At 60.3% G+C, this 24,012-nt stretch carries 16 protein-coding genes; 9 read left to right on the top strand and 7 right to left on the bottom strand.

Translation table 11 applies throughout. The features are described from left to right. Positions 1 to 84: 84 nt before the first annotated feature. Positions 85 to 465 (top strand): MerR family transcriptional regulator, encoded by a 381-nt coding sequence (locus ACP15S_RS03680; RefSeq protein WP_425038222.1) that lies wholly within the window; start codon positions 85 to 87, stop codon positions 463 to 465. Positions 466 to 468: 3 nt separating this feature from the next. On the opposite strand, the gene hrpB is transcribed toward ACP15S_RS03680, so the two are convergent. Together hrpB and ACP15S_RS03690 are read right to left on the bottom strand one after the other, a co-directional pair. After that, positions 469 to 2,913, bottom strand: a complete 2,445-nt coding sequence (gene hrpB, locus ACP15S_RS03685) for an ATP-dependent helicase HrpB (RefSeq protein WP_425038223.1) — start codon at positions 2,911 to 2,913, stop codon at positions 469 to 471. An 8-nt stretch (positions 2,914 to 2,921) separates the two neighbouring features. Beyond that, a complete protein-coding gene (locus tag ACP15S_RS03690; protein WP_425038224.1) occupies positions 2,922 to 3,617 on the bottom strand; it encodes a DUF3108 domain-containing protein in 696 nt (231 codons plus the stop codon). Between the two features lie 161 nt (positions 3,618 to 3,778). Here ACP15S_RS03690 and meaB point away from each other — a divergent pair, with 161 nt between their 5' ends. After that, positions 3,779 to 4,777 (top strand): methylmalonyl Co-A mutase-associated GTPase MeaB, encoded by a 999-nt coding sequence (gene meaB, locus ACP15S_RS03695; RefSeq protein WP_425038225.1) that lies wholly within the window; start codon positions 3,779 to 3,781, stop codon positions 4,775 to 4,777. A 103-nt stretch (positions 4,778 to 4,880) separates the two neighbouring features. Continuing rightward, positions 4,881 to 5,168: a 50S ribosomal protein L28 gene (gene rpmB, locus ACP15S_RS03700; RefSeq protein ID WP_425038226.1), complete on the top strand. Its 288-nt coding sequence runs from the start codon at positions 4,881 to 4,883 to the stop codon at positions 5,166 to 5,168. Between the two features lie 369 nt (positions 5,169 to 5,537). Here the strand turns inward: rpmB and ACP15S_RS03705 are convergent, their stop codons facing one another. From ACP15S_RS03705 to ACP15S_RS03715, 3 genes are all read right to left on the bottom strand, one after another. Next, positions 5,538 to 6,323 (bottom strand): hypothetical protein, encoded by a 786-nt coding sequence (locus ACP15S_RS03705; protein ID WP_425038227.1) that lies wholly within the window; start codon positions 6,321 to 6,323, stop codon positions 5,538 to 5,540. After that, a complete protein-coding gene (gene parE, locus ACP15S_RS03710) occupies positions 6,320 to 8,278 on the bottom strand; it encodes a DNA topoisomerase IV subunit B (RefSeq protein ID WP_425038228.1) in 1,959 nt (652 codons plus the stop codon). The genes ACP15S_RS03705 and parE overlap by 4 nt, the downstream gene beginning before the upstream one ends. A gap of 101 nt (positions 8,279 to 8,379) precedes the next feature. Then, positions 8,380 to 9,165, bottom strand: coding sequence for a FadR/GntR family transcriptional regulator (locus ACP15S_RS03715; protein WP_425038229.1), 786 nt, complete (start codon positions 9,163 to 9,165; stop codon positions 8,380 to 8,382). A gap of 338 nt (positions 9,166 to 9,503) precedes the next feature. Here ACP15S_RS03715 and ACP15S_RS03720 point away from each other — a divergent pair, with 338 nt between their 5' ends. The 6 genes from ACP15S_RS03720 (at position 9,504) to lpdA (ending at position 20,567) form a co-directional block, all read left to right on the top strand. After that, a complete protein-coding gene (locus ACP15S_RS03720; RefSeq protein WP_425038230.1) occupies positions 9,504 to 10,556 on the top strand; it encodes a TRAP transporter substrate-binding protein in 1,053 nt (350 codons plus the stop codon). 201 nt (positions 10,557 to 10,757) lie between these two features. Beyond that, positions 10,758 to 12,830: a TRAP transporter large permease subunit gene (locus ACP15S_RS03725; protein ID WP_425038231.1), complete on the top strand. Its 2,073-nt coding sequence runs from the start codon at positions 10,758 to 10,760 to the stop codon at positions 12,828 to 12,830. Between the two features lie 63 nt (positions 12,831 to 12,893). Then, the gene (gene dld / locus ACP15S_RS03730) at positions 12,894 to 14,576 is read left to right on the top strand and encodes a D-lactate dehydrogenase (protein ID WP_425038232.1); all 1,683 of its coding nucleotides are present in this window, start codon (positions 12,894 to 12,896) and stop codon (positions 14,574 to 14,576) included. 285 nt (positions 14,577 to 14,861) lie between these two features. Then, complete coding sequence (gene aceE / locus ACP15S_RS03735) at positions 14,862 to 17,516, top strand: pyruvate dehydrogenase (acetyl-transferring), homodimeric type (protein WP_425038233.1); 2,655 nt, start codon at positions 14,862 to 14,864, stop codon at positions 17,514 to 17,516. Between the two features lie 24 nt (positions 17,517 to 17,540). Continuing rightward, positions 17,541 to 18,815 carry a dihydrolipoyllysine-residue acetyltransferase gene (aceF, locus tag ACP15S_RS03740; RefSeq protein WP_425038234.1) on the top strand — a complete coding sequence of 425 codons (1,275 nt, stop codon included), beginning with the start codon at positions 17,541 to 17,543 and terminating at the stop codon, positions 18,813 to 18,815. 12 nt (positions 18,816 to 18,827) lie between these two features. After that, positions 18,828 to 20,567 (top strand): dihydrolipoyl dehydrogenase, encoded by a 1,740-nt coding sequence (gene lpdA, locus ACP15S_RS03745; protein WP_425038235.1) that lies wholly within the window; start codon positions 18,828 to 18,830, stop codon positions 20,565 to 20,567. A gap of 133 nt (positions 20,568 to 20,700) precedes the next feature. On the opposite strand, the gene ACP15S_RS03750 is transcribed toward lpdA, so the two are convergent. Continuing rightward, positions 20,701 to 22,725 (bottom strand): capsular polysaccharide biosynthesis protein, encoded by a 2,025-nt coding sequence (locus tag ACP15S_RS03750; protein ID WP_425038236.1) that lies wholly within the window; start codon positions 22,723 to 22,725, stop codon positions 20,701 to 20,703. Beyond that, positions 22,722 to 23,888, bottom strand: coding sequence for a polysaccharide biosynthesis/export family protein (locus ACP15S_RS03755; protein ID WP_425038237.1), 1,167 nt, complete (start codon positions 23,886 to 23,888; stop codon positions 22,722 to 22,724). The genes ACP15S_RS03750 and ACP15S_RS03755 overlap by 4 nt, the downstream gene beginning before the upstream one ends. Positions 23,889 to 24,012: the final 124 nt, after the last annotated feature.

Below are 24,012 nucleotides of genomic sequence, written 5' to 3' on the forward strand. Positions count from 1 at the left end.
GTTATGGGCCTGTGGTGCTGGGCCTGCAAGCCTGTTGCGCCGCTCGCTTGCGCGCCTTAGCATATAGGCTGGGGAGAGATGAGCATGAGCGAAATACGCCTCACTTTCAAAGAGATGTGCGCGCGGTTTGACGTGACGCCACGCACCTTGCGGTATTACGAATACATCGAGCTGCTTGCGCCGGAGCGCGAGGGTCGTTCGCGGTTTTACGGTGCGCGGGAAGTGGCGCGTATGGAGTTGATCCTGCGGGCGCGACGGTTCGGCTTCTCGCTGGAGGAAGCGCGTCAATGGCTGCTCATTTATGACCATGAGGGCACGCAGGCGCAGATGGAGGCTTTTCTCGAGATGGCCGACCGGCAGATGGCGTCGCTGCAAGAGCAGCGCGATCAGCTGGATGCTGCGCTCCGTGAGCTCCGCGATCTGCGCAATATCACAGCCGAGGAGCTGGGCGCTGTGCGTGGATAAAAGCTAGTCGCGCCGTTTGGCCCGCAGCGTTGGGTCTGCATCCCGCGGGTTTTCGGGCCAGGGATGTTTGGGATAGCGCCCGCGCATATCCCGACGCACATCGGCATAGCTGGTGTCCCAAAAGCGCGGAATATCCATCGTCGTCTGCACGGGCCGCCCTGCGGGAGAGAGCAGCGTCACGCGCAAGGGCTGGCCGGCCACAGTCGGGTGTGTTGTTTGGCCAAACATTTCTTGGAGGCGCAGCGAAATTTCCGGATGCGCGCCGCTGTAATCAATCGGGATTTTGCGCCCCAGTGGGGTCGTGAATGCGCCCGGGACGTCCCGGTCGAGCTGTTGTGTCTCATCCCAGTTCAGCCGCGCGCGCAACGCGGGCAAGAGGTCGAAACGGCGCCAGTCCGCCTCGCTGCGCACGCCACTGAGAAAAGGCAGAAGCCAATCATCGAGCGTCTCCATCAAGACGCCCTCAGACATATCCGGCAGATCGAGCCCGCCCATGCGCGCCGTCGTGACACGCGCGACAAAGCGCTGTGCGGCGTCAGAGAGGCGCAGGCCCAGCTGGCGCACGCCATCAAGCATCGCTTGTGCGACGTCTCCTTCGGGAGCGGTCTTCCAGATGCGATCATCAAGCGCAATTGCGCCGAGCTTCTCCTGTTGACGTGCGACAACGCGATTGTCACGCCGCGACCAGGCGCAGCTGTTCACCCATGTGATCTGGTCGCCAAATATGGCCCGCAGCTCCGTCTCGCTGATCGCAATGGCTTGCCGAATGCGCGCGTCGCGGGGATTTCCATCGGTATCTGTCACGACAAGAAGCCGCGCGCCTGAGAGCGGATCGTCCTCGCGCAGGAAAGCGCCTTTGCCGCCCGAGAGCAGATAGCGCGGGGCCTCACCGGGGCGGCGCAGGCCGATGCGATCAGGATAGGCCAGTGCGGCTTGCTGGGCGGCAGAGAGCCCGGATGTCGCTCCGGGATTTTGTTGGCGCAGACGTTTGTCCTCTTGCTTGAGCCGCTCAATGGCGGGGCGGTGCACGTCATACGGTCTGCGCGCGCGGAACGTCGCGAGGTCTTTCAAGGCTTCAAGCCGCAGGCTCAGGTCAGCAGGCGCGCCGCGCAGGGGATCGCGATCTGACAAAAGCGCGGCCAGTGGTGCGGCATCGGGGCCTGCTGTTACCAACATATGCGCCAAACGCGGGTGCAGCGGCAGCGCCGCCAAGGCGCGGCCATGGGAGGTCATGCGGCCTTCCGGGTCCAGCGCACCGAGCATCTTCAGGAGCGCTTGCGCCTCGGACCATGGTCCAAAGGGCGGCTGCGTCAGAAGCGGCAGCTCGGCGACAGGCGCGCCCCAGAGCGCGACTTCAAGCGCAAGACCTGCAAGATCGGCTGCCTCGATCTCAGCGGGGGGATAGGCCGGGCGTGTGCCGTCCTCCCCACGGGTCCAGAGCCTGTAGGCCACGCCGGGCGCAACCCGGCCCGCGCGTCCGGCGCGCTGGGTGCTCTCTGCCCGGGAAGCCGGTTCTGTCAACAGGCGTGACATGCCCGAACCTGGATCGAACCGCGCCCGACGCGCGCGCCCGGCATCGACCACAACCCGGATATCCTCAATTGTGAGCGATGTTTCGGCGATTGCCGTGGCCAGCACCACTTTCCGCCCCGTGCTTTCCGGCCGGATGGCTCTTTGCTGTTCCGCAAATGGCATCGCGCCAAACAAGGGGCGCAGGTGCACATCCGCAGGCAATTTGCCCGCAAGTGCCGCGGCGACGCGGCGGATTTCCGGCTCTCCCGGCAGAAAGACCAATATGCCGCCCGTCCGGGCCTCAAGAGCGCTCTTCACCGTTTGAGCGACGGCTTCTTCCAGACGCGCTTTCGGCCCAAGTGGCGCGTCCCTCCAAAAGATGTCGACCGGGAAGCTGCGCCCGGCAGACGTGACTAGCGGTGCGTCCCCCATCAGGCGCGCCACGGGGCCTGCATCCAACGTGGCAGACATGGCCAGCAGCATCAGATCATCGCGCAGCGCACCGGCCACCTCGAGACACAGCGCCAGACCGAGATCGGCGGTCAGCGACCGCTCGTGAAATTCGTCAAAGATCACAGCGCCAATGCCCGGCAGCTCAGGATCCGATTGGATCATGCGGGTCAGGATGCCTTCCGTGACCACCTCAATGCGTGTCTGTTTTGAAACCTTTGCCTCGCCGCGGATGCGGAACCCCACGCGCTTGCCCAAAGGCTCGCCCAGTGTCTCGGCCATGCGCGCTGCGGCGGCGCGCGCGGCCAGGCGGCGCGGCTCCAACATCAGGATTTTACCCGATGTCAGCCCGGCTTCCAGCATCGCCAAGGGCACGCGGGTTGTCTTGCCTGCGCCGGGCGGGGCTTGCAAAACCGCGCGATTGTGGGCCTTGAGCGCCGCCAGAAGCTCCGGCAGCGCCGCCTCGATGGGAAGATGCTCTGTCACATCCCGGCTTATCGCCGAATGAGTTGCGCACGTCCACGGGTTGATTGCAGGTCCATCCGCGCAAGTTTCCACCCGCTCGGCACCGGTTCATAGACCAGCGTGAAGGGAAATTCCGTTCCTGATCTGAGCTCTTTGCGAGAAAAGCCGCCCAGCCGTTCGTAGGTGCCTGTGCAGGTCTGTTGTGTGCCGCGTTGCCCGCCCTGAATTGTCGTGACACGGCCCCGACGCGCGCCGTCAAAGAAGGTCACGTCGATATCGCAGAGCTCGGCTGCGCTGCGGTTGCGCAGAAGTTCCCAGATTGTTGTCATCGGATCGAGCGCTCCGGTTTGCTCCGAGGGGTCCAACCAATACCGCTTTTCGCGTTCCGTCGTCTCGAAGCGTGGCACACCGCCTGGATAGGTCAGCGATTTCTGGATGGTCTTGCGCCCGGTATGCGTCCGCTCCCCATAGCGCAGCGGAATGCGGTCGTTTTGGGCCAGTCGTCCGACAACCTCGGCTTCCATCTTGAAATCGGAGACCGCGCCCACGACGCCTGACGTGCGCACGCGCCCGCTGGCTGCATAGCGCGTGCCGTCTTCTTTCATCGACAAAGTCACCTGCCCGGCTTTCAGCCCGAGCAAATAGACATCAAAGGTCGCTGTCTCCGCAGCAACAGGTCCACCCAGACACGCCAAAATACCCAAAACACGTAACTTCATGCGCATTCTGCGGCCTCCGTGCTTATTTGCTTCGTTTGCGAAGCGTGCTCTCTCTGGACTTCTTTGCCATGCTCGGGGCAGGAAAGGCGAAATATCACACGCGCCGCGCAGGCCGCGTGCGAAGCGCCGCCGATGAATTGGGCGGAATGGGCGGAAAGGTGCCGGGAATGGACACAAAAGCGCTGGCAGAACGGGTCAGATCAGGAGAGCGCCGCGCCTTGGCGCGCGCGATAACGCTGATTGAGAGTGGCCGCGAGGATCACAGGGCTGATGCCGTGGCCCTTCTTGATGCCGTGCGCGGTTCGGGCGAGGCCTTGCGCATTGGCCTGTCCGGAACGCCCGGTGTCGGCAAATCGACCTTCATCGAGAGCTTCGGGATGATGCTCACAGGACAGGGGCTGCGTGTCGCTGTGCTGGCCGTCGATCCCTCCTCTGCGCGCTCCGGGGGGTCGATTCTGGGCGACAAGACCCGAATGGACCGCCTGTCGCGCGATCCCAATGCTTTTATCCGACCCTCTCCCTCCCAAACGCATCTGGGCGGCGTGGCGCGGCGGACCCGCGAAGCCGTCGCACTCTGCGAGGCTGCGGGCTTTGATGTTGTGCTCATCGAAACCGTGGGCGTCGGGCAATCGGAGACCGTTGTCGCGGAGATGTCCGATCTCTTCATCCTGCTTCTGGCCCCTGCGGGGGGCGACGAGCTGCAAGGTGTGAAACGGGGTATCATGGAGATGGCGGATCTGATCCTCGTCAACAAAGCGGACGGTGATCTCAAACCGGCGGCCATGCGCACCTGCGCCGATTACGCAGGCGCGCTTCGGCTCTTGCGCAAGCGCGAGCAGGATCCCGATGGCTTCCCAAAAGCGCTTACGGTTTCGGCGCTCGAAGAAGACGGGCTGGCGCAGGCCTGGCAGGACATGTCCACCTTGACGGAGTGGCGCCGCGCGGCGGGCCATTTCGCGACACGCCGGGCGGCGCAGGCCGAATACTGGTTTGTCGAGGAGGTCCGGCAGGGGCTTTTGGCGCAGCTGGGTCGCCCCGAGGCGCGCGCGCAGATGGCCGCATTGGCCCAAGACGTAGCGTCAGGGCGGCGGGCAGTGTCGGTTGCGGCACAAGAGATGCTGCGCAGATTGGAACGGGGACTTGACGATTCCCCGGGCACTGCGTAATAGCCTGCAGACGAGATTCCGGGCGCCGCGCAGCGGTGCCTTTGTATTTGGAGCGGCCCTGTCAGCCAAGCGCGCTGGCGGCCCTGATGAAGAGGTAAGACCGATGTCCCGCGTATGCGAACTGACCGGCAAGGGCCCCATGACGGGCAACAATGTGAGCCACGCCAACAACAAGACGAAGCGCCGCTTCCTGCCCAACCTGAACGACGTGACGCTGCAGTCTGAAGTTCTGGGTCGCGGCATCAAGTTCCGCATCTCCGCGGCCGCGCTGCGCTCTGTTGATCACCGCGGTGGTCTGGACAAGTACCTCGCCAAGGCGAAAGACAGCGAGCTGTCCGCCAATGCGCTGAAGGTCAAGAAAGAGATCGCCAAAGCACAAGCCGCAGCCTGATTGGCGATAGTGCCACGAGCCGATGTTTGAAAACCCCGCCAATCGGTGGGGTTTTTCTTTTTGAGCACTCAGGAATTATGCGGGTTGAGCCTCGGTGTTTGCGTCGGACGTTCCCTGTCTGAGACCGGCACGCTTCCCATGGTCAGTAAACGGGCCGTTTGAGAGCGCTGCCCCGTGGGGGGTAGTTCGGCGCGGCACGACGCTGGGCGTCGCGCGGGACAATGGTTCAGGGTGCAGAGGTGAGATTTTTTTGAGCAGCCATTGCCTGCAGACCGGTGCTTTGGTTGGGTTATCGATTTTAAGAACGGGTTTGGAAAGAATACAGGGGATAAAGCCGAGGCTGCAGCGCCATCCCGTGGGTTTAAGCGGTCATTCTTCCTCGCGGAGCCATTTCTTTTTCATCGGATGGCCAGCGTCCTTAGCCAAAGGGGCCAAAACGCCCCAGCGAATTCCCTGCCTGTCTTTCTTAATTGGAAGTGGAAAGTGAAATGCGAGGATCAGAAGGTAAGTCGTGAACAATGCCAGTAAGCCTATTCCATGCGCTATCATATCGAGAGAGCTCAGCGTACTTCCAATGCTTATTCCTGCAGCGTGTTGCATTACCATCCAAATGGTGGCCGCGATTGGAGGTAGAGTAAGAGACAGAACTGTTAACGTCACAGCAATGGACGCGAGAGAGAAGATAGGATGATTCGGTTTCCAAAAACTAGACAACACCATGGGCGCTGTCATTCCCATAACATCTTCTTCTTGCAGTGCAGAAAAGGCATTTGACGAAAAGTCTCTCTGCCACGGGCGCGGAAAATAGCTGTTCTTTGTCGCAAAAAAAATACTCCAATTATTGAGCTGCATTGCGCCGACAAAGAAGCACAAGCTCGAAAACGTCAGTAAGAATGAAGCCCTTATCGACACTTCGAATTCGCCAAGCTGAACCGACACTTCACGCCCGTTTTCAAAATTAATAAAAACAAGCAATGCTGTGAGTGCAGACCCAAAAGACTTTATGAAAGCAAGCCGAGACAATCGCTCAAGCTTGCCCAGTAACAAATAAACCTCATCCCAATCATCAACTAAATCATACGAGCGCCGAAGTGATCGCCTTAATTCCGCGACCTTAAATCTTCGCAGAGAAATGCACAGATGATGATTGCTCAAACATCCAACTCCTCAACAAATTTCGCATTCGCCTGAATATACTCAAACCGCTTCTCGGGTTTCTTGCCCATCAAGCGCTCCACCAGATCGCCGGTCTCGCCGGGCTCGTCCTCGTCGATGGACACACGGATCAGCTTCCTGGTCTCGGGGTTCATCGTCGTGTCTTTGAGATCCTTCGCGTCCATTTCGCCCAGGCCCTTGAAGCGCGAGACGTCGATCTTGCCTTTGCCGCCGAGGCCTTTTTCGAGCCAGTCGTCGCGCTCCGTCTCATCGAGGCAATAGACCCGGTTGGCCCCTTGGGTCAGGCGAAACAGCGGCGGGCAGGCGAGGTAGAGGTGACCCTGATCGATCATCGGGCGCATTTGCGTGAAGAAGAACGTCATCAGGAGTGCTGCGATGTGGGCGCCGTCCACATCCGCATCGGTCATGATAATGATCTTGTCGTAGCGCAGATCGTCGACGTTGAACTTTGTGCCCAGACCGACGCCGAGCGCTTGGGTGAGATCGTTGATCTCGGCGTTTGAGCCCAGCTTGGAGCTGGCCGCACCCAGAACGTTGAGGATTTTCCCGCGCAGGGGCAGGAGGGCCTGGGTCTTGCGGTCCCGCGCCATCTTGGCGGAGCCGCCCGCGCTGTCGCCCTCGACGATGAAGAGCTCCGTGCCCTCGCGGTTCGTGGCCGAGCAATCCACGAGCTTGCCGGGCAGGCGCAGTTTCTTCGTTGCGGTTTTGCGGGCGGTCTCTTTCTCCTGCCTCCGGCGGAGGCGTTCTTCGGCGCGCAGGATGAGGAAATCGAGGATCGCGCCCGCGCTTTTGGTATCGGCGGCGAGCCAGTTGTCGAAGTGATCGCGCACGGCGCCTTCGACGAGCCGCTGCGCCTCCGTGGTCGCCAGACGGTCCTTGGTCTGGCCCACGAATTCCGGCTCACGAATAAAGCAGGAAACCAGCGCGCAGCCCCCGGTGATGAGATCATCGCGGGTGACCTGGGCGGCTTTCTTGTTATTCGTGAGCTCGCCATAGGCGCGGATGCCCTTGAGGATCGCAGCCCAGAAGCCCGCCTCATGGGTGCCGCCCTCAGGCGTGGGCACGGTGTTACAATAGCTCTGGATGAAACCATCGCGCGAGGGCGTCCAGTTGATCGCCCACTCGACCTTGCCGGGCACGTTGAACTTCTCCTTGAAATCCACGATCCCGGCGAAGGGTTTGTCGGCATAGGTGGAGGCGCTGCCCAGGGTCTCGGTCAGGTAATCGCTGAGACCGCCGGGGAAGTGAAAGGTGGCTTCCTGCGGTGTCTCGCCGTCCGAGATCGCACTCTTCCAGCGGATTTCGACGCCGGAGAAGAGATAGGCCTTGGAGCGCACCATCTTGAGCAAGCGCGCGGGCTTGAAGCGGTGCTTGCCGAAAATCTCCTCATCGGCGTGAAAGGTCACGGTCGTGCCGCGCCGGTTGGGCGCCATGCCGATCTTTTCGACCGGCCCAAGTGGGATGCCACGCGAAAAGCGTTGCTCAAACACTTCCTTGTTGCGCGCGACCTGCACGACCATGCTGTCGGAGAGCGCGTTGACGACCGATGCGCCAACGCCGTGCAAGCCGCCTGAGGTCTCATAGGCCTCACCGGAAAACTTGCCGCCTGCGTGCAGCGTGCAGAGGATCACCTCCAGCGCAGATTTGTCTGGAAACTTGGGATGCGGATCGATGGGGATGCCGCGGCCATTGTCGCGGATTGTGATGGCGTAATCGTCGTGCAGCTCAACTTCGATGCGATTGGCATGGCCTGCGACGGCCTCGTCCATCGAATTGTCGAGCACCTCGGCCACCATATGATGCAGCGCGCGCTCATCGGTGCCGCCGATATACATGCCGGGGCGCTTGCGGACAGGCTCCAGCCCTTCCAGCACTTCGATGGAGGATGCGTCATAATTGGTCTCTGACGCGCCAGAGAGAAGATCGTTGGCCATGGCAGCTGCTCATCTTTGTTGATTGCGGCCAATATGCCAGAGCGCGCGGGGGCGGGGAAGGGGATATCCGTCAGATCACTGGCGCAGCTGGCCTCTCCGGATCAGTTCAAACCCAGCAATTGGCGCCGCCGTTGGGCCACGATTTCGCGCCGGCGTCGGAGGGCATGCACGGCGAAGCTCTCGGCGACATATTCGATATGTTCAGCGGCCGCGTCGGCAGCCGCTTCGGGTTTGCCCTCGAGCACGGCCTCTGCAATGGCGCGATGCTGATCGAGAAGGGCTTCGCCGGTGCCATCGATGGAGCGCAGGAAATCGCGGTTGTAGAACACGTGACTGCGCATGAGCGCGTAGATCGAGCGCATCGTGTGGACCATGAGAGAATTGTGGCTGGCGTCCACAATGGCCTGATGAAAGTGCACATCCGCTTCCATGGAGGCGGCCCGATCAATGCTGGATTGCGTGGCTTCCAGCGTCGCGATGGCCTCGCGAATGGTCTCTTTGTCTTCGGCTGTGGCGCGCTCGGCGGCCAGCGCTGCGGCAAAGCTTTCCTGTTCGCGACGAAACTCGAGATAATCGCGGAAGGCGGTTTGGTGTTTCGAGTAGAGGCTGACCAGCGCGGGCGACATAGCCGCTCCGATGAGATCGGCGACAAAGGTGCCCTCGCCATGGCGGATATGGATCAGCCCATCGTCTTCCAGCTGTTTGAGCGCTTCGCGTACTTTGGGCCGGGAAACCCCCATGGAGGCCGCCAATTCCCGCTCAGGCGGCAGGCGTGTGCCCTCGCGCAGCGCCCCGGTCACGATCATTTCTTCGATCTGATGCGCAATCGTGTGGGCGATTCCCTCGTTTCCGACACGGTCAAAAGCGGCGCTGGCACTCTGTTTCATCCCTGGTCCCTGTGGTCGATTGTCGCAAAAAGGTCCTCAGTGGTAAATTAAATGCTCCACCGGCGGCGTCAAGAGCAAGCGATTCTTTGGGAAATGATAATCTGCGGCAAAAGGTCAATTATACATATTTTTCAAAAGTATAATCCGCATATCCGCTATGCGCTCAGCGCAAAACTGACACAGATCAAATTATGTTTTCTGGAGTTAGGTAAGGATGCGACAAGAGGTTCAGAGACTTGACCAGTAACAGAGGTCAACTTAATAAACCTCTACCAAGCGTGACCTAAGGGAGGACACGCCGGGCCAGTGCCCAAGGAATTTTGTGGAGGATACCCCCAATGAAGAAGACCCTCGTGAGCATGGCCGCTGCGGCCGCCATCTTGACCGCACCGGCCGCCATGGCGGCGGACAAACTCCTGCTGAAAACGCCGATTGCGTTCTCGACAGCCCTTCCTGGTCTGGGATCACCCATCCCGCGCGTTGCAGAGCAACTGGACCTGATGTCCGGCGGCACGCTGCGCATGAAAGTCTATGAGCCCGGCAAGCTGGTTCCCCCGTTTGAGATCCTCGATGCGGTCTCCTCGGGCAAGATCAATTCCGGCTACACGACAGCAGGCTACTGGGCAGGCAAAATCCCCGCAGCGCCGCTCTTCTCCGCTGTGCCTTTCGGCCCCGAAGCCGGTGAATACATGGCGTGGCTCTACTACGGTGGCGGTCTCGATCTGTATCAAGAGATGTATGACCAGGCCGGCTATAACGTGCATGTCATGCCCTGCGCCGTCATCGCGCCAGAAACATCGGGCTGGTTCGCCTCCGAGATCAACACACCTGAAGACCTCTCGGGTCTGAAGATGCGCTTCTTCGGTCTGGGCGGCAAAGTCATGCAGAAACTCGGCGTGGCCACATCGCTCCTGCCCGGTGGTGAGATCTTCCCGGCTCTGGAAAAAGGCGCGATTGACGCGACCGAATTCTCCATGCCTGCGATTGATGCCCGTCTTGGCTTCCACAAGCTCGTGAAATTCAATTACTTCCCCGGCTGGCACCAGCAGGCGACCGTGTTTGAGCTGATGATCAACAAAGACGTCTGGAATGAGGCCTCCGAGCAGCATCAGGCGATCATCACCAACGCCTGTAAAGCCTCCATGGCGGACAGCTTTGCCGAAGGCGAAGCCATCCAGCACGCGGCTCTGATCGACAATGTCGAGAACAACGGCGTCCAGATCAAAACCTGGAATGACGAGATGCTCGCCACCTTCCGTCAGACCTGGGAAGACGTTGCAGCGGAAGAAGCGGCCAATGACCCCTTCTTTGCCAAGGTCCTGACCAACATGAACGAGTTCCGCGACGGCTACGCGATCTGGAAGGAAAACGCCTTCCTGCCGCGCAAGTAATCGCAGCGCTTTGAGGCCGGAGCGATCCGGCCTCTCTCTTTGATGGTGGGGGTGGTCTCCATCTCCATCGCATCGGTCGGGCAGATTTTACCTCCCAATTCATCTGCCCGCCTTTGCCCCACCTGATTACGCTTTTGCCAAGAGCCGGTATTTCGGTTTTTCGCCAAGGCATTGAGACCGTTCCGAGGAGGGGAATTATTCATGGCAAATCAAGTAGACAACGCTCTGACGGACGATCCCATCGACGTCTACGAGCATATCCTCGAACATGAGGATACGGATAATCAGGCGGTGGCCGTTGGCCTCGACAAATTCGTCAAATCCGTGGGCCATGTGGTCATGTGGGCGAATGTGCTGCTGATTGCGGCCATCGTCGTGCAGGTCTCGATGCGCTATGCGTTCAACATCAACTATCCCAAGCTCGACGAGTTGCAGTGGCACTTCTACGGCATGGTGACCATGATCGGGATTTCCTATGCGCTGGTGACAGATAGCCACGTGCGTGTGGACATTCTGCATGGTCAGGTATCCCGGCGGGCGCAGCGGATCATCGAAGTCATTGGTATTCTCGCGCTGCTCTCTCCCTTCATCTACCTGATGGTGGACCAGGGCTATGACTACTTCTACGAAAGCTTTCGCGTGAATGAACGCTCTGACAGCCCGACAGGCCTGCCGGCACGTTGGGCCTTCAAGGCGCTGATCCCGTTGTCTTTCATCCTTCTGGCCCTTGCTGCGTTGGCGCGCCTGATCCATGACGGACACGCTCTGCTTGCGGGCCCTGCCTCCGAGCGGGAAGGCAAGTCCATCCGCCTGATCCTTTGGGCGCTGGTCGGTTTTGCGGTCGTTGCGACAGCGTTGACCTTCACCGTGCACACCACCGAAGAAAAGCTCGTGATCGCGATGTTCATGACCTTCGTGGCGCTGCTCTTCACGGGCTATCCCGTGGCCTGGACGCTGGCGGGCGTGGGCGTGGCCTTCTGTGGCCTGGCGTTCCTGTTCGACAATGGCATGATGAACTGGACCGGTCTCGAAGAGACACTGACGGGCCTTGATTATCTGACACTGGGCGCGACCGTGAACCGGGTCTACGCCACCATGTCCAATGCCGTCCTCGTGGCGCTGCCGATGTTTATCTTCATGGGGCTGATGCTGGACGAATCCGGTGTGGCCGAGCGTTTGATGACGTCCATGCAGAAGCTCTTCGGGCGCACACGCGGTGGTCTTGCCATCACTGTGACCATGATCGGCATCATCCTCGCCGCCTCCACCGGCATCATCGGCGCGTCCGTTGTCCTGCTGGGTGTGTTGTCGCTGCCCGCGATGATGAAGCAGAACTATTCCAAGACGCTCGCGACCGGTGTGGTCTCCGCGAGCGGAACCCTGGGTATTCTGATCCCGCCCTCGATCATGCTTGTGATCATGGCCGACCAGATGGCCCTCTCTGTGGGTGATCTGTTCATGGCGGCGCTCTTCCCGGGCATCCTGATCGGCGTTTTGTATCTGACCTACATCTTCGTGATCTCCTACCTGAAGCGCGATATGGCGCCTGCACCCGAAGGCGCGCAGCGCCCCGATTGGGCTGTGGTCAAGGAAGTGATGCTGGCGATTTTGCCCACACTGGGCCTGATCTTCGCCGTGCTGGGCTCGATCTTTGCGGGCATCTGTACGCCGACGGAAGCCTCCGGTATTGGGGCTCTGGGTGCGACAGCGCTGGCGGTCGGCTATCGCAAGCTCTCGCTCAAGAAGCTCTTCAATGTCTGCGTGTCGACCTTCAACACGACCGCCTACATCTTTGCGATCTTCCTGGGGGCGACGGTCTTCTCCTATGTCCTGCGGGAACTGGGCGGCGACGCGCTGATCGAAGAGATGATCCTGTCCACTGGCTTTGGCCCGACAGGTACGATCCTCGTGATCCTCTTCATCGTCTTCCTTCTGGGCTTCGTGCTCGACTGGATCGAGATCACGCTGATCGTTCTGCCCCTGATGCGCCCCATCGTGAATGGGCTGGGCATGGATATCCCCGGCTTCGGGGCGATCGATGAGCCTGCGCTGTTGTGGTTCGTGATCTTGGTCGCGGTGACGCTACAGACCTCGTTCCTGACGCCGCCTGTGGGCTTCGCGCTCTTCTACCTCAAGGGTGTGGCGCCGAAGGAAATCTCGCTGATGCATATCTACAAAGGCGTGATCCCCTTTGTGATCCTGCAGCTGACAGGTCTGGCCCTGGTCTTCCTGATCCCGGCGCTGGCCACCTGGCTGCCCTCGGTCGCCTACTAGCGCCCATCGCTACGGTCCGGCGCGATATGCGCGCCGGGCATCTTTTACGGAGGAGCAAGACCCATGACCAATGACGCTTTGATCGCAGAGCTTGGAGGCATCGTCGGCAAACGCCATTGTCTCGTGGGCGAAAAACGCACCGAGCGCTTCCGCAAGGGCTTTCGCTCAGGGGAAGGAGAGGCGCTGTGTGTGGTGCAGCCTGCCACGGTTCTCGAGCAGTGGAAGGTTTTGCAGGCCTGTGTTGCCGCCGACAAGATTGTCATTATGCAGGCCGCCAATACTGGGCTCACCGAAGGCTCTACCCCCAAAGGCACCTATGACCGCGATGTCGTTTTGATCAACACGCGCCGCATGGATGCGCTGCACACGATCAAAGGCGGCGAGCAGGTCATTTCCTTGCCGGGTGCCACGCTTTTCGCGCTGGAAAAACGGCTCAAACCGCTCGGGCGTCAACCGCATTCGGTCATCGGGTCCTCCTGCATTGGCGCCTCTATCGTGGGGGGTGTCTGCAACAATTCAGGGGGCTCGCTCATCGAGCGCGGCCCTTCCTATACCGAGCTTTCCTTGCATGCGCGCATCAATGATGCAGGCCAACTGGAACTGGTCAACCACCTCGGCATCAACCTTGGTGAGACGCCCGAAGAGATCCTGACACGGGTGCAGGAAGGCCGTTTCACGGACGCAGATCTGGAGGCAACGAACAAGCGTGCGTCGGATACGGAATACGAGACGCGCGTGCGCGATGTGGATGCCGACAGCCCGGCGCGCTTCAACGCCGACAAGCGCCGTCTCTATGAAGCCGCGGGATGTGCGGGCAAACTGGCCGTCTTTGCGGTCCGCCTGGACACCTACCCGATAAATGACAGCGAGGCGACCTTCTATATCGGGACCAATGATCCCGGAGAGCTGACCGCCCTGCGCCGCCACATCCTGAAGAACTTTGATCACGTGCCCGTCTCTGGCGAGTATATGCAGCGCGATTGCTTTGATATCTCCGATCGCTACGGCAAAGATACCGTGCTGATGATCGACTGGCTGGGCACCGACAAGTTGCCGATGTTCTTCGCCATGAAGGGCGCTGTGGATGCGCGGCTCAACAAATTTGGGCTGACCCGTGGGCTGACGGATAAGGTCATGCAGCTCTTCGCCAAGGTGATGCCCAATCATCTACCCAAACGGCTGCGCGCCTATCGCGATGCCTATGAACATCATCTCATTCTCAAGATGCGCGATGGCGGCATTGATGAAGCGCGCCGTTACCTGTCGGACTTTTTCGCCAAGACATCGGGGGATTTCTTTGAATGTGACGGCCGCGAGGCCAAGCTGGCAGGGCTGAACCGTTTTGCCGCCGCAGGCGCGGCCATCAGGTATCAGAATATTCACACGTCTGAAGTGGAAGATATTCTGGCCCTCGATATCGCGCTAAAGCGCAATGAGGAGAGCTGGCTGGAAGTTCTGCCGCCTGAGATCGACGACCAGATCGCTTATAAGCTCTACTACGGGCATTTCTTCTGCCACGTTCTGCATCAGGATTACATCGTGAAGAAAGGGTCCGATCCCAAGGCTCTGAAAGCGGCCATGTTGGCCTTGCTGGATGAGCGTGGCGCGGAATATCCCGCCGAGCACAACGTGGGCCATCTCTATCCGGCCAAACCGGATCTCGTGGAGCACTACAAATCCTGCGATCCGACGAATTCATTTAACCCAGGTCTCGGTAAAACATCGCGCTGTAAGCATTACGCGTGATCTGTGAATTTGGTTAAGGCACTGAAAGAGAGAGGATTAGTTCTTCTCTCTTTTTTGTTTTTGAACCCATGTATCTATATAGTTCACCTTTAAACGAACGCATGCATCTGTTGCATGGGGGGTATTCCGAACCGGGGCTAACGCAGGGGCAGGGAAGCTGATAGCACCATAAACAAGGTAAGTGCTCCTGCGTCAATTCACCGGGTTGAGCGAGCACGGAATAACTAGTTTAGCAATGAACGACTACGGAGTGGCAAGGCTCCGGACTGGAAGGGAAGAGGACAGATGACAGACCATCTCCAAGACATCGACCCTGTCGAATCCCAGGAATGGCAAGACGCGATCGAAGATGTGATCGCGCGCGACGGTGCAAACCGGGCCCATTACCTGCTCGACAAGGCGGTTCAAAAGGCACGCGCTGCGGGCGCAACATTGCCATTTTCGGCAACGACGCCCTATCAGAATACGATCCCCGTGGATGACCAATATGAGTTTCCGGGCGATCTGGAGATGGAATGGCGCATCCGCACGATCAACCGTTGGAACGCCATGGCCACCGTGGTGCGGCGTAACAAAGTGAGTTCTGAGTACGGTGGCCACATTGCCTCCTTCGCCTCGTCAGCCGCGATGTATGACATTGGCCTCAACCACTTCTGGCGCTCCAAATCCGCCATCCATGGCGGAGATCTGGTGTTCTTCCAGGGCCACGTGATCCCCGGCATCTATGCGCGCTCCTTCATGGAAGGCCGCATAAGCGAAGAGCAGCTGGAGAATTTCCGCTCCGAGGTGAATGGCGGCGGGTTGTCCTCCTATCCGCACCCCTGGTTGATGCCGGACTACTGGCAATTCCCGACCGTCTCGATGGGTCTTGGTCCCCTCATGGCGATCTATCAGGCGCGGTTCATGAAATACATGCACAACCGCGGCCATATCGACATGGCGGACCGCAAGGTCTGGGTTTTCTTGGGCGATGGCGAGATGGACGAACCCGAGAGCCGCGGCGCGATTGATCTTGCAGCGCGCGAAGGCCTCGACAACCTGATCTTCGTGATCAACTGCAACCTCCAGCGTCTCGATGGTCCGGTGCGCGGCAACGGCAAGATCGTGCAAGAGCTCGAAGGCGGCTTCCGCGGCGCGGGCTGGAATGTGATCAAGCTGCTCTGGGGCCGTGGCTGGGATGATCTGCTGGAGAAAGACACCTCCGGCAAGCTGCGTCAGCTCATGGAAGAAACCGTCGACGGCGATTACCAGACGTTCAAGTCGAAAGATGGCGCCTACATCCGCGAGCACTTCTTCGGCAAATATCCCGAGACAGCGGCTCTGGTCGAAGACTGGAGTGATGAGCAGATCTGGGCGCTGCGGCGCGGTGGCCATGATCCTCAAAAAGTCTACACGGCCTTCAAGAAGGCTACGGAGACCAAGGATCAGCCGACCTGTCTGTTGGTCAAAACCGTCAAAGGCTATGGCATGGGCACCGCCGGTGAGGGACAAAACACCACCCACCAGCAAAAGAAGATGGCCGAAGACCAGCTGCGCGCCATGCGTGACCGGTTCCAGATCCCCGTTTCTGACGAGGACCTGCCAAACGCGCCCTTCGTCGCGCTCAACAATGCGCAAAAGGCTTATCTGGCCGACCGTCGCAAGGCGCTGGGGGGAGAATTCCCGAAACGGACCTCTGACTATCCCGCGCTGGAAATCCCGCCGCTCGAGACCTTCAAAGGTCAGCTGACCGGAACGGGCGAGCGTGAGATTTCCACCACAATGGCCTTCGTCCGAATCCTGACGACGCTTCTGCGCGACAAGAAAATCGGCAAGAACATTGTGCCGATTGTGCCCGATGAAAGCCGCACCTTCGGGATGGAAGGTCTCTTCCGGTCGGTGGGGATCTACAATCCCAAGGGCCAGCAATACACGCCCGAAGACCGTGATCAGATGTCCTATTACAAGGAGAGCGAGACCGGTCAGGTGCTCCAGGAAGGCATCAACGAGGCCGGCGCCATGGCCGATTGGATTGCTGCCGCAACGGCCTATTCCAACCACGGCGTGGGGATGATCCCGTTCTTCATCTACTATTCGATGTTCGGCTTCCAGCGGATCGGCGATCTCGCCTGGGCCGCAGGCGACAGCCGCGCACGGGGCTTCATGCTGGGCGGCACTGCCGGGCGCACGACGCTCAACGGCGAAGGTCTGCAACACGAGGACGGCCACAGCCATATCCTGGCCAGCACCATCCCCAATTGCATCACCTATGACCCGACCTTCCAACACGAGGTCGCCGTGATCGTGCATCACGGGCTCAAGCGGATGTATGAGCAGAACGAAGACGTGTTCTTCTATCTCACGCTGATGAACGAGAACTACAGCCACCCCGACATGCCCATGGGCGTCGAGGAGGACATCATCAAAGGGCTCTACCGCCTCAAGAAGGTCGCCAAACCCGGCAAGAAGCACGTCAATCTCATGGGCTCCGGCACGATCCTGATCCAGGCGATGAAGGCGGCGGAGATGCTGGAGGAAGATTTCGGTGTGAGTGCGGATATCTGGTCGGCCACGTCCTTCAACGAGCTGGGCCGGGATTGTCAGGATGTGGCGCGCCACAACCGCCTCAATCCGCTGGACGATCCGAAAGTGAGCTTCGTGTCGCAGCAATTCAAGGGCGTGAAAGGCCCGATCATTGCCGCGACCGATTACATGAAGAACTTCGCAGAACAGATCCGGCCTTGCGTGCCTGGCCGCTACACCGTGCTGGGGACCGACGGCTTTGGCCGCTCCGACAGCCGTGTGAACCTGCGCCGGTTCTTCGAGGTGGATGCCAATCACATCGCAGCCGCCGCCATGGTCGATCTCTTCCGCGAAGGGGCAATCACCAAGGCGCAGCTCGAAAAAGCGCTCAGCAAATACGACATCGACGGCGAAAAGCCGAACCCGCGTCTCGTGTGAACGTAGGGACAGGAGAATAATACAATGGCAATTGAAGTAACCGTTCCTGACATTGGCGATTTTGACAATGTCCCCGTTGTGTCGATCCTCGTCGCCGTAGGTGATACGGTCGCCGAAGAAGATCCGCTCATTGAGCTGGAGTCCGACAAAGCAACCATGGAAGTGCCCAGCCCCGCGGCAGGCAAGGTGGCTGAGATCAAGGTGGCTGAAGGGGACAATGTCTCCGAAGGTTCGCTGATCTTGATGCTGGAGGCAGATGGCGCAGCAGACGCCCCTGCCGAAGCAAACGCTCCCGCAGCCGCACCGGCCAGTGCACCGGCCAGCGCGCCGGCCCCCGCTGCCGCCGCACCAGCCGCCGCACCGGCGCCCGTCACGGATGCGGGATTTGGCAAGGCCCATGCCTCGCCCTCCGTGCGTGCCTTTGCGCGTCAACTCGAGATTGACCTCTCCAAAGTCAACGGATCGGGCCGCAAGGGCCGCATCCTGCGCGAAGACGTGACCGCCTTCCTCAAGGCGACTACAGCACCTGCGGCGGCCTCCGGTAGCGCGGCCTCGGGTGGCATGGGCATCCCGCCAATCCCGGTCGTGGATTTCTCCAAGTTCGGCCCGGTCGAAGATGTCGAGATGCCCCGCATCAAGAAGATCTCCGGCCCCGCGCTGCACCGCTCCTGGCTCAATATCCCCCACGTCACCCATAATGACGAGGCGGACATCACCGAGCTCGACAAGTACCGCAAGGAGATGGACACCCAGGCCAAGGAAGAGGGCTACCGCGTCACATTGCTCAGCTTTGTGATCAAGGCCTCTGTCTCCGCGCTCAAGCAGCATTGGGAATTCAACTCCTCGATCCATCCCGATGGCGACAAGCTGATCAAGAAGGATTTCTACAACATCGGCTTTGCGGCAGACACGCCCAATGGCCTGATGGTGCCGGTGATCAAGGATGCGGACCGCAAGGGCCTCGTGGAGATTTCCAAGGAACTCATGACGCTTTCCAAAGCCGCGCGCGAAGGCGAGCTGAAGTCCAAGGACATGCAGGGTGCAACCTTTACGATCTCGTCGCTGGGCGGCATTGGCGGGACCTCGTTCACGCCCATCGTGAATGCGCCGGAAGTGGCCATCCTCGGGCTGACACGCTCGAAAATGGCGCCGGTCTGGAACGGCGAAGAGTTTGTGCCGCGCCTGATGCAGCCGCTCTCGCTCAGCTATGATCACCGTGCCGTCGATGGCGCCTTGGCTGCGCGCTTTACCGTGACGCTCAAGACGCTCTTGGGCGATATGCGCAAGTTGATGTGGTAAGGAGACAGATCGATGGACGTTAAAGTACCTGATATTGGCGATTTCGATGAAGTCCCCGTTGTCTCCATCCTTGTCTCTGTCGGCGATGAGGTCAGCGAAGAAGACCCGTTGATCGAGCTGGAGAGCGACAAGGCCACGATGGAAGTGCCTTCTCCTGCCGCGGGCAAAGTGGCGGAGATCAAGGTTGCCGAAGGCGACAAGGTCTCCGAAGGCTCGCTGATCCTTGTCCTGGAAGGGGCCGGGGCGGCAGACGCACCCGCAGCGCCAGCAGAGGCGCCTCAAGCTGCGGCTCCCTCTGCGGTGGCTGCCACGGGCACCGCCTCTGGTGCCGGTGACGAGCATGCCGAAGTGGTTGTACTGGGCTCCGGCCCGGGGGGCTATACGGCTGCGTTCCGTGCGGCGGATCTTGGCAAAAAGGTGATCCTCATTGAGAAGAACCCGACGCTCGGCGGGGTGTGTCTGAACGTCGGCTGTATCCCCTCCAAGGCGCTTCTGCACGTGGCCAAGGTCATCACGGAAGCCGAGGAAATGGGTGCCCATGGCGTCTCTTTCGGCAAGCCCAAGATCGATCTTGATGAGCTGCGCAGCTTCAAGGACAGCGTTGTGGGGCAACTCACGGGCGGTCTGGACGGGCTTTCCAAAGGCCGCAAGGTCAAGGTCGTGCGCGGGATGGGAACCTTCTCCGGCCCCAACATGATCGACGTGACCGATGCCGACGGCAAGAAGACCACTGTGTCGTTTGATCAGTGCATTATCGCTGCGGGCTCCGAGCCGGTGAACCTGCCGTTCATTCCCGAAGACGACCGGATCATCGACTCAACAGGTGCGCTTGAGCTCAAGGACATTCCGAAACGGATGCTCATTCTTGGCGGTGGCATCATCGGGCTCGAGATGGCCTGCGTCTATGATGCGCTTGGCTCCAACATCACCGTGGTTGAGCTGATGGATCAGATCATCCCAGGCGCGGACAAGGACATCGTCAAACCGCTGCACACCCGCATCAAGGGTCGCTACGAGAACATTCTTCTGAAGACAAAAGTCACCGCCGTTGAGGCGCAGAAGAAAGGTCTCAAGGTGACCTTTGAGGACGACAAGGGCGAGCAGACCACGGATACCTTCGACAAGATCCTCGTGGCTGTAGGCCGCAAGCCCAATGGCAAGCTGATCAATGCCGAGGCTGCGGGCGTGGCTGTAGATGAGCGCGGCTTCATCGCGGTGGATAGCCAGCAGCGCACGGGTGTTCCCCATGTCTTCGCTATTGGTGATGTTGTGGGTCAGCCGATGCTCGCCCACAAGGCCGTGCACGAAGGCAAGGTCGCCGCAGAGGTGTGCGCCGGTGAGAACCGCCATTTTGATGCGCGTCTGATCCCCTCGGTTGCCTATACCGACCCGGAAGTGGCGTGGTGCGGCGTGACGGAGACGGAAGCCAAAGCCAAAGGTATCAAGTTTGAGAAGGGGGTCTTTCCTTGGGCCGCGTCCGGCAAGGCGCTGTCAAACGGACGTTCGGAAGGCATTACGAAGCTGCTCTTTGATCCCGAAGATCAGCGCGTGATCGGTGCTTGTATCGTTGGCACCAATGCAGGCGATCTGCTCGCGGAAGCCTGCCTCGCAATTGAGATGGGCGCTGATGCGATTGACCTCGGCCATACGATCCACGCGCATCCGACCTTGTCGGAAACCGTGAACTTCGCGGCGGAGATGTTTGAAGGCACAATCACCGACCTCATGCCGCCCAAAAAGAAAAAGCACTGATCCCGGATCTGTAGCGATTTTTTGATGTGCGAGGGCCTTCGGGCCCTCGCGCTCTTTTTTTGTGCGGGGCTTTGCCCCGGTCCAAACGCTGTTTGGACCTCCCCAGAGTTTTTCTGGCAAGATGAAGGCCAGATTAGCGCCACATATGTGCATAGCTGGCCAGAAGACCCTGAATTTTCGAGAGGCTGCGCTTGCCCCAGCCGGGTTTGGGCAAGCGATCATTGGCCAGCCTGTCGACGATCACTTCGGGGGGGCAGGCTGTGTTGGTCAAGGGATCATGGTAGCGCGGGTATTCAATGAGGGCGGCATGGACCAATTGATCAAGCGTCAGTGTTTGCCGCCTGCGCTCTGGCGGGGCGTCCAGGTCATGTGTGAGGCCCCATCCCGCATAGAATGGTACACCTAGCGTAGTGACCGGGATCCCCCGCAGGACGGCCTCGAAGCCAAGCAGTGACGTCATGGTCCAGACTTCGTCTACGTCGTTCAGAAGGGCGACGGCGTTGGATTGATCGGCAATGATATCGGCGAGGGACCGGGCTTGGGGTACGAGGCCCTTGCGCAGGCCGGCCTCGACATCTGGATGGGGCTTGTAGATCAAAATGGCATCGGGATGGGCGTTGCGCGCTGCTTGCAGCAATCCGAGGTTCGTGTGCGTCCCTTGTTGGCGCGTGCCGGTGAGGATGGAGGCATCGTCTTCCACTTGTCCGACAACGAGGACGCGATGCCCTTCGGGCAGATCAGGCCGGGTGCCTGTCAGGTTGTACTTCGACAGGCCGTGATAAAGGATTTTGCGGCGCAAAGCCTCTGCGCGCCGGATCGCGTGCGGCGGCAATGAGGCCGCCTTGTTCAACAGGGCTTCAAGGCGGGAGGGGTGTCGGGGATCATAGTAGATCCCCAGATCATCCAGCACGAGGGACAGCGGCGGCGTGAGCGCAGCGCCCAGACCTTTGGAGCGCAGGAACCCGTCTTCAACATGGAAAGTTCCAGCCGGGGCCGGTGGCGTCGCCTTGCTGGCCCAGATCATGTGGCGGCGCGGGGGGTGGGAGGCGTCCGCGAACTGGATGGGCACTTGCTGTCCGAAGAAATCCTGTAAAGCCTTGCGCTTCCACAATCGCATGCCGGAGGCGACCCAGCCGGCCCTGTCTTCGCGCCAGGCGCGTGTGCGTGCCTCCAACGCGCTGAGGACGTCCTCCAGGGGGCAGAGCCTGTCGCGGTAGGGATCGTACCAGGTGGGTGCTAAAATCATGGCGGCGGCAAAGAGTTGCGCCTGTGTCAGGCGGCGGGTGCGGCGGGGAACGGGGCGCTCATCCTGCGTCAGGCCCCAACCGGCATAAAAGGGCTGGCCAAAGATGCGGGGTTTGTGGCCTGCGAAGATGGCCTCAAACCCCATCTGGGAGGAATAGCTGTAGACGCCAACGGCGCCTTCGAACAGCGCCCATGGCGAGATGTCGTCGCTCAGAAAGGAGATGCGGTCGTTGGTGTCACTGTCGGTAAAGTAACCCTCTCGAAATCCGGCGCGGCTTTCGGGATGGGTCTTTATGATAACGCGGCAGCCGGGGTGTTCCTCTTGCGCAAAGACCAGCATTTCGAGGAAGTCTGCGCGGCTCCCGCCGGACGCTGTCACGGAGGCGTCGCCCTTGGTTTGGTCGATCACCAGAACATAGCCGGGCGCTGGAGGAGGCTGATATGGGTCGACCGCGCTATACTTGGTCAGGTGCGCGGCCTTGATGCGCGCGATGCCATCGCGCGCGCGTTGGAGGAGGGCCGTGTCGTCGAGGGGATGAGTGGCCAGCAGTTTTTCCAGATACGAGGGGACTGTGGGATCGAAGTGCAGGCCGTCAGGATCGATGAGCAGGCCCAGCGGCGGCTCCCCGGCGCGGCCCGGGTGCAGCGAGCGCAGAAAGGCATCCTCGACCCGTATGAGGCCTGCGCCCCGCGTTTGGGAAATATTCTGGCCGCGATGGGAAGTTGGCGATGCGCCCCAGACGCCGACGAGATCATCCTCGGAGGGAAGGCCCAGCGAAATGTCATAACCTGCGAGGTGCAGGATGCGACGTATCTGTTTGTCTTTCCACAAAAAGCCGCCGTTATACACATAAAGACGCCGGCGCGTTTCAGCACCGGCGTTTTGTTTGTCTCCCGTGGGCGAAGCGCTCACCCGCCGCCTGCGCCCGCGCCTGTGGCTGCTATGCTTTCCAGCGATCCGGTGACAGAGGTCACGGCGCCCAGCGAGCCAGTCAGCGCGGCGATGGTTTTGTTCCATTGCGAGAACGGCGCTTCGGTGATGTAGACGAGGTCATCGTCACGGATGATGAAATCCCGCGCGAGGAAGAGCCCGTTGGGGCGCGTCAGATCCAGCACGTAAACCATCCGCTGCGCGCCGGTGAGATCGTCACGGCCCAGCACCTGCTCTGAAATTTCCTCGACCTCGTTGCGGAATATGAAGAAGCCGGTGGGATCTGCCTCGGAGGTGCTCAGACCACCAACAGCGGCAATGGCCTCCACGGCCGACAGGGTCTGACTTTCAAAGGGAACGCGCGCTTGTGTTCCGGCGTAGCCCAGAACAGTGAAGGCCCGTGTATCTTCCTCCACCAGAATACGATCCCCGCCGCGCAGGGCGATATCGAAATCAGGGTTCTCATAGAGATCCTCAAACCAGATCTTGCCGCGATGCGTGCCGCGCAGAACTGTGATCTGGGCGATTTCCGGCTCAATCGTCAGGCCACCGGCCCGCGCCAACATCGCTGAGAGCGTGCGGGTGGGGCGCTCGATTGCATAGACGCCCTGTCCGCCAACCGCACCAACGAGACTGACGGTTGAACCGTCGCCTGCCAAGCGGCGCACTTCGACCTGCGGATCAGGCGTTTGCACTTCGAGGCGTTGTGTGATGATCCGGCGCACGGCTTCAGGCGAGTTGCCGGAGGCTTTGATGCGCCCGGCGTAAGGCACGAAAATGAAACCGCGTCCGTCGACCTGGACCTCTTCGAGCGCCGTGGCCGCAGAGGTCGCGGTGCCCAGCAGGGGATCATCTACGTTTTCCCAGATGCGCAGGCCCAATGTGTCGCCCGGCTGGATCGTGTCCGAGCCCAGAACGCTGGCGTTTTGGAATGCTTGGGCAAAGCCCAGGGCCGGGACCACGGAAGTCGCGGCTGTCACACGTTCATTCACGGCCACGATGAAGGCGTCGCCCTGTTCCTGCACGGAGCCTGCGAAGATCTCGCGTTTCGTCGGGCCAAGGCGCGGCAAGCCGCACGACGCCACGAGCGACACGGCCAGCACTAGGGCCACGGACCGGGCCCAGCGGGTTGGTTTGGAGTTCACTGCACGGGTCTCCTCGACCTGATTTTCTGCCTCAAAGTCCGGGCCATTCTTTGAGATGACCTCAGCTTTATGCTGCAAACTATCGGAATCGGTCGAAAAAACCAAGCCCCCCGGCTTGTGGATA

The organism is Primorskyibacter sp. S187A (assembly GCF_049800955.1).
In the GTDB taxonomy this organism is placed as follows: Bacteria; Pseudomonadota; Alphaproteobacteria; order Rhodobacterales; family Rhodobacteraceae; genus JAKVBH01.

Coding starts and splice junctions, on each gene's coding strand:
- ACP15S_RS03680 (WP_425038222.1), top strand. CDS start 85: ATGAGCGAAATACGCCTCACTTTCAAAGAGATGTGCGCGCGGTTTGAC.
- ACP15S_RS03690 (WP_425038224.1), bottom strand. CDS start 3,617: ATGCGCATGAAGTTACGTGTTTTGGGTATTTTGGCGTGTCTGGGTGGA.
- meaB (WP_425038225.1), top strand. CDS start 3,779: ATGGACACAAAAGCGCTGGCAGAACGGGTCAGATCAGGAGAGCGCCGC.
- rpmB (WP_425038226.1), top strand. CDS start 4,881: ATGTCCCGCGTATGCGAACTGACCGGCAAGGGCCCCATGACGGGCAAC.
- parE (WP_425038228.1), bottom strand. CDS start 8,278: ATGGCCAACGATCTTCTCTCTGGCGCGTCAGAGACCAATTATGACGCA.
- ACP15S_RS03715 (WP_425038229.1), bottom strand. CDS start 9,165: ATGAAACAGAGTGCCAGCGCCGCTTTTGACCGTGTCGGAAACGAGGGA.
- ACP15S_RS03720 (WP_425038230.1), top strand. CDS start 9,504: ATGAAGAAGACCCTCGTGAGCATGGCCGCTGCGGCCGCCATCTTGACC.
- ACP15S_RS03725 (WP_425038231.1), top strand. CDS start 10,758: ATGGCAAATCAAGTAGACAACGCTCTGACGGACGATCCCATCGACGTC.
- dld (WP_425038232.1), top strand. CDS start 12,894: ATGACCAATGACGCTTTGATCGCAGAGCTTGGAGGCATCGTCGGCAAA.
- aceE (WP_425038233.1), top strand. CDS start 14,862: ATGACAGACCATCTCCAAGACATCGACCCTGTCGAATCCCAGGAATGG.
- aceF (WP_425038234.1), top strand. CDS start 17,541: ATGGCAATTGAAGTAACCGTTCCTGACATTGGCGATTTTGACAATGTC.
- lpdA (WP_425038235.1), top strand. CDS start 18,828: ATGGACGTTAAAGTACCTGATATTGGCGATTTCGATGAAGTCCCCGTT.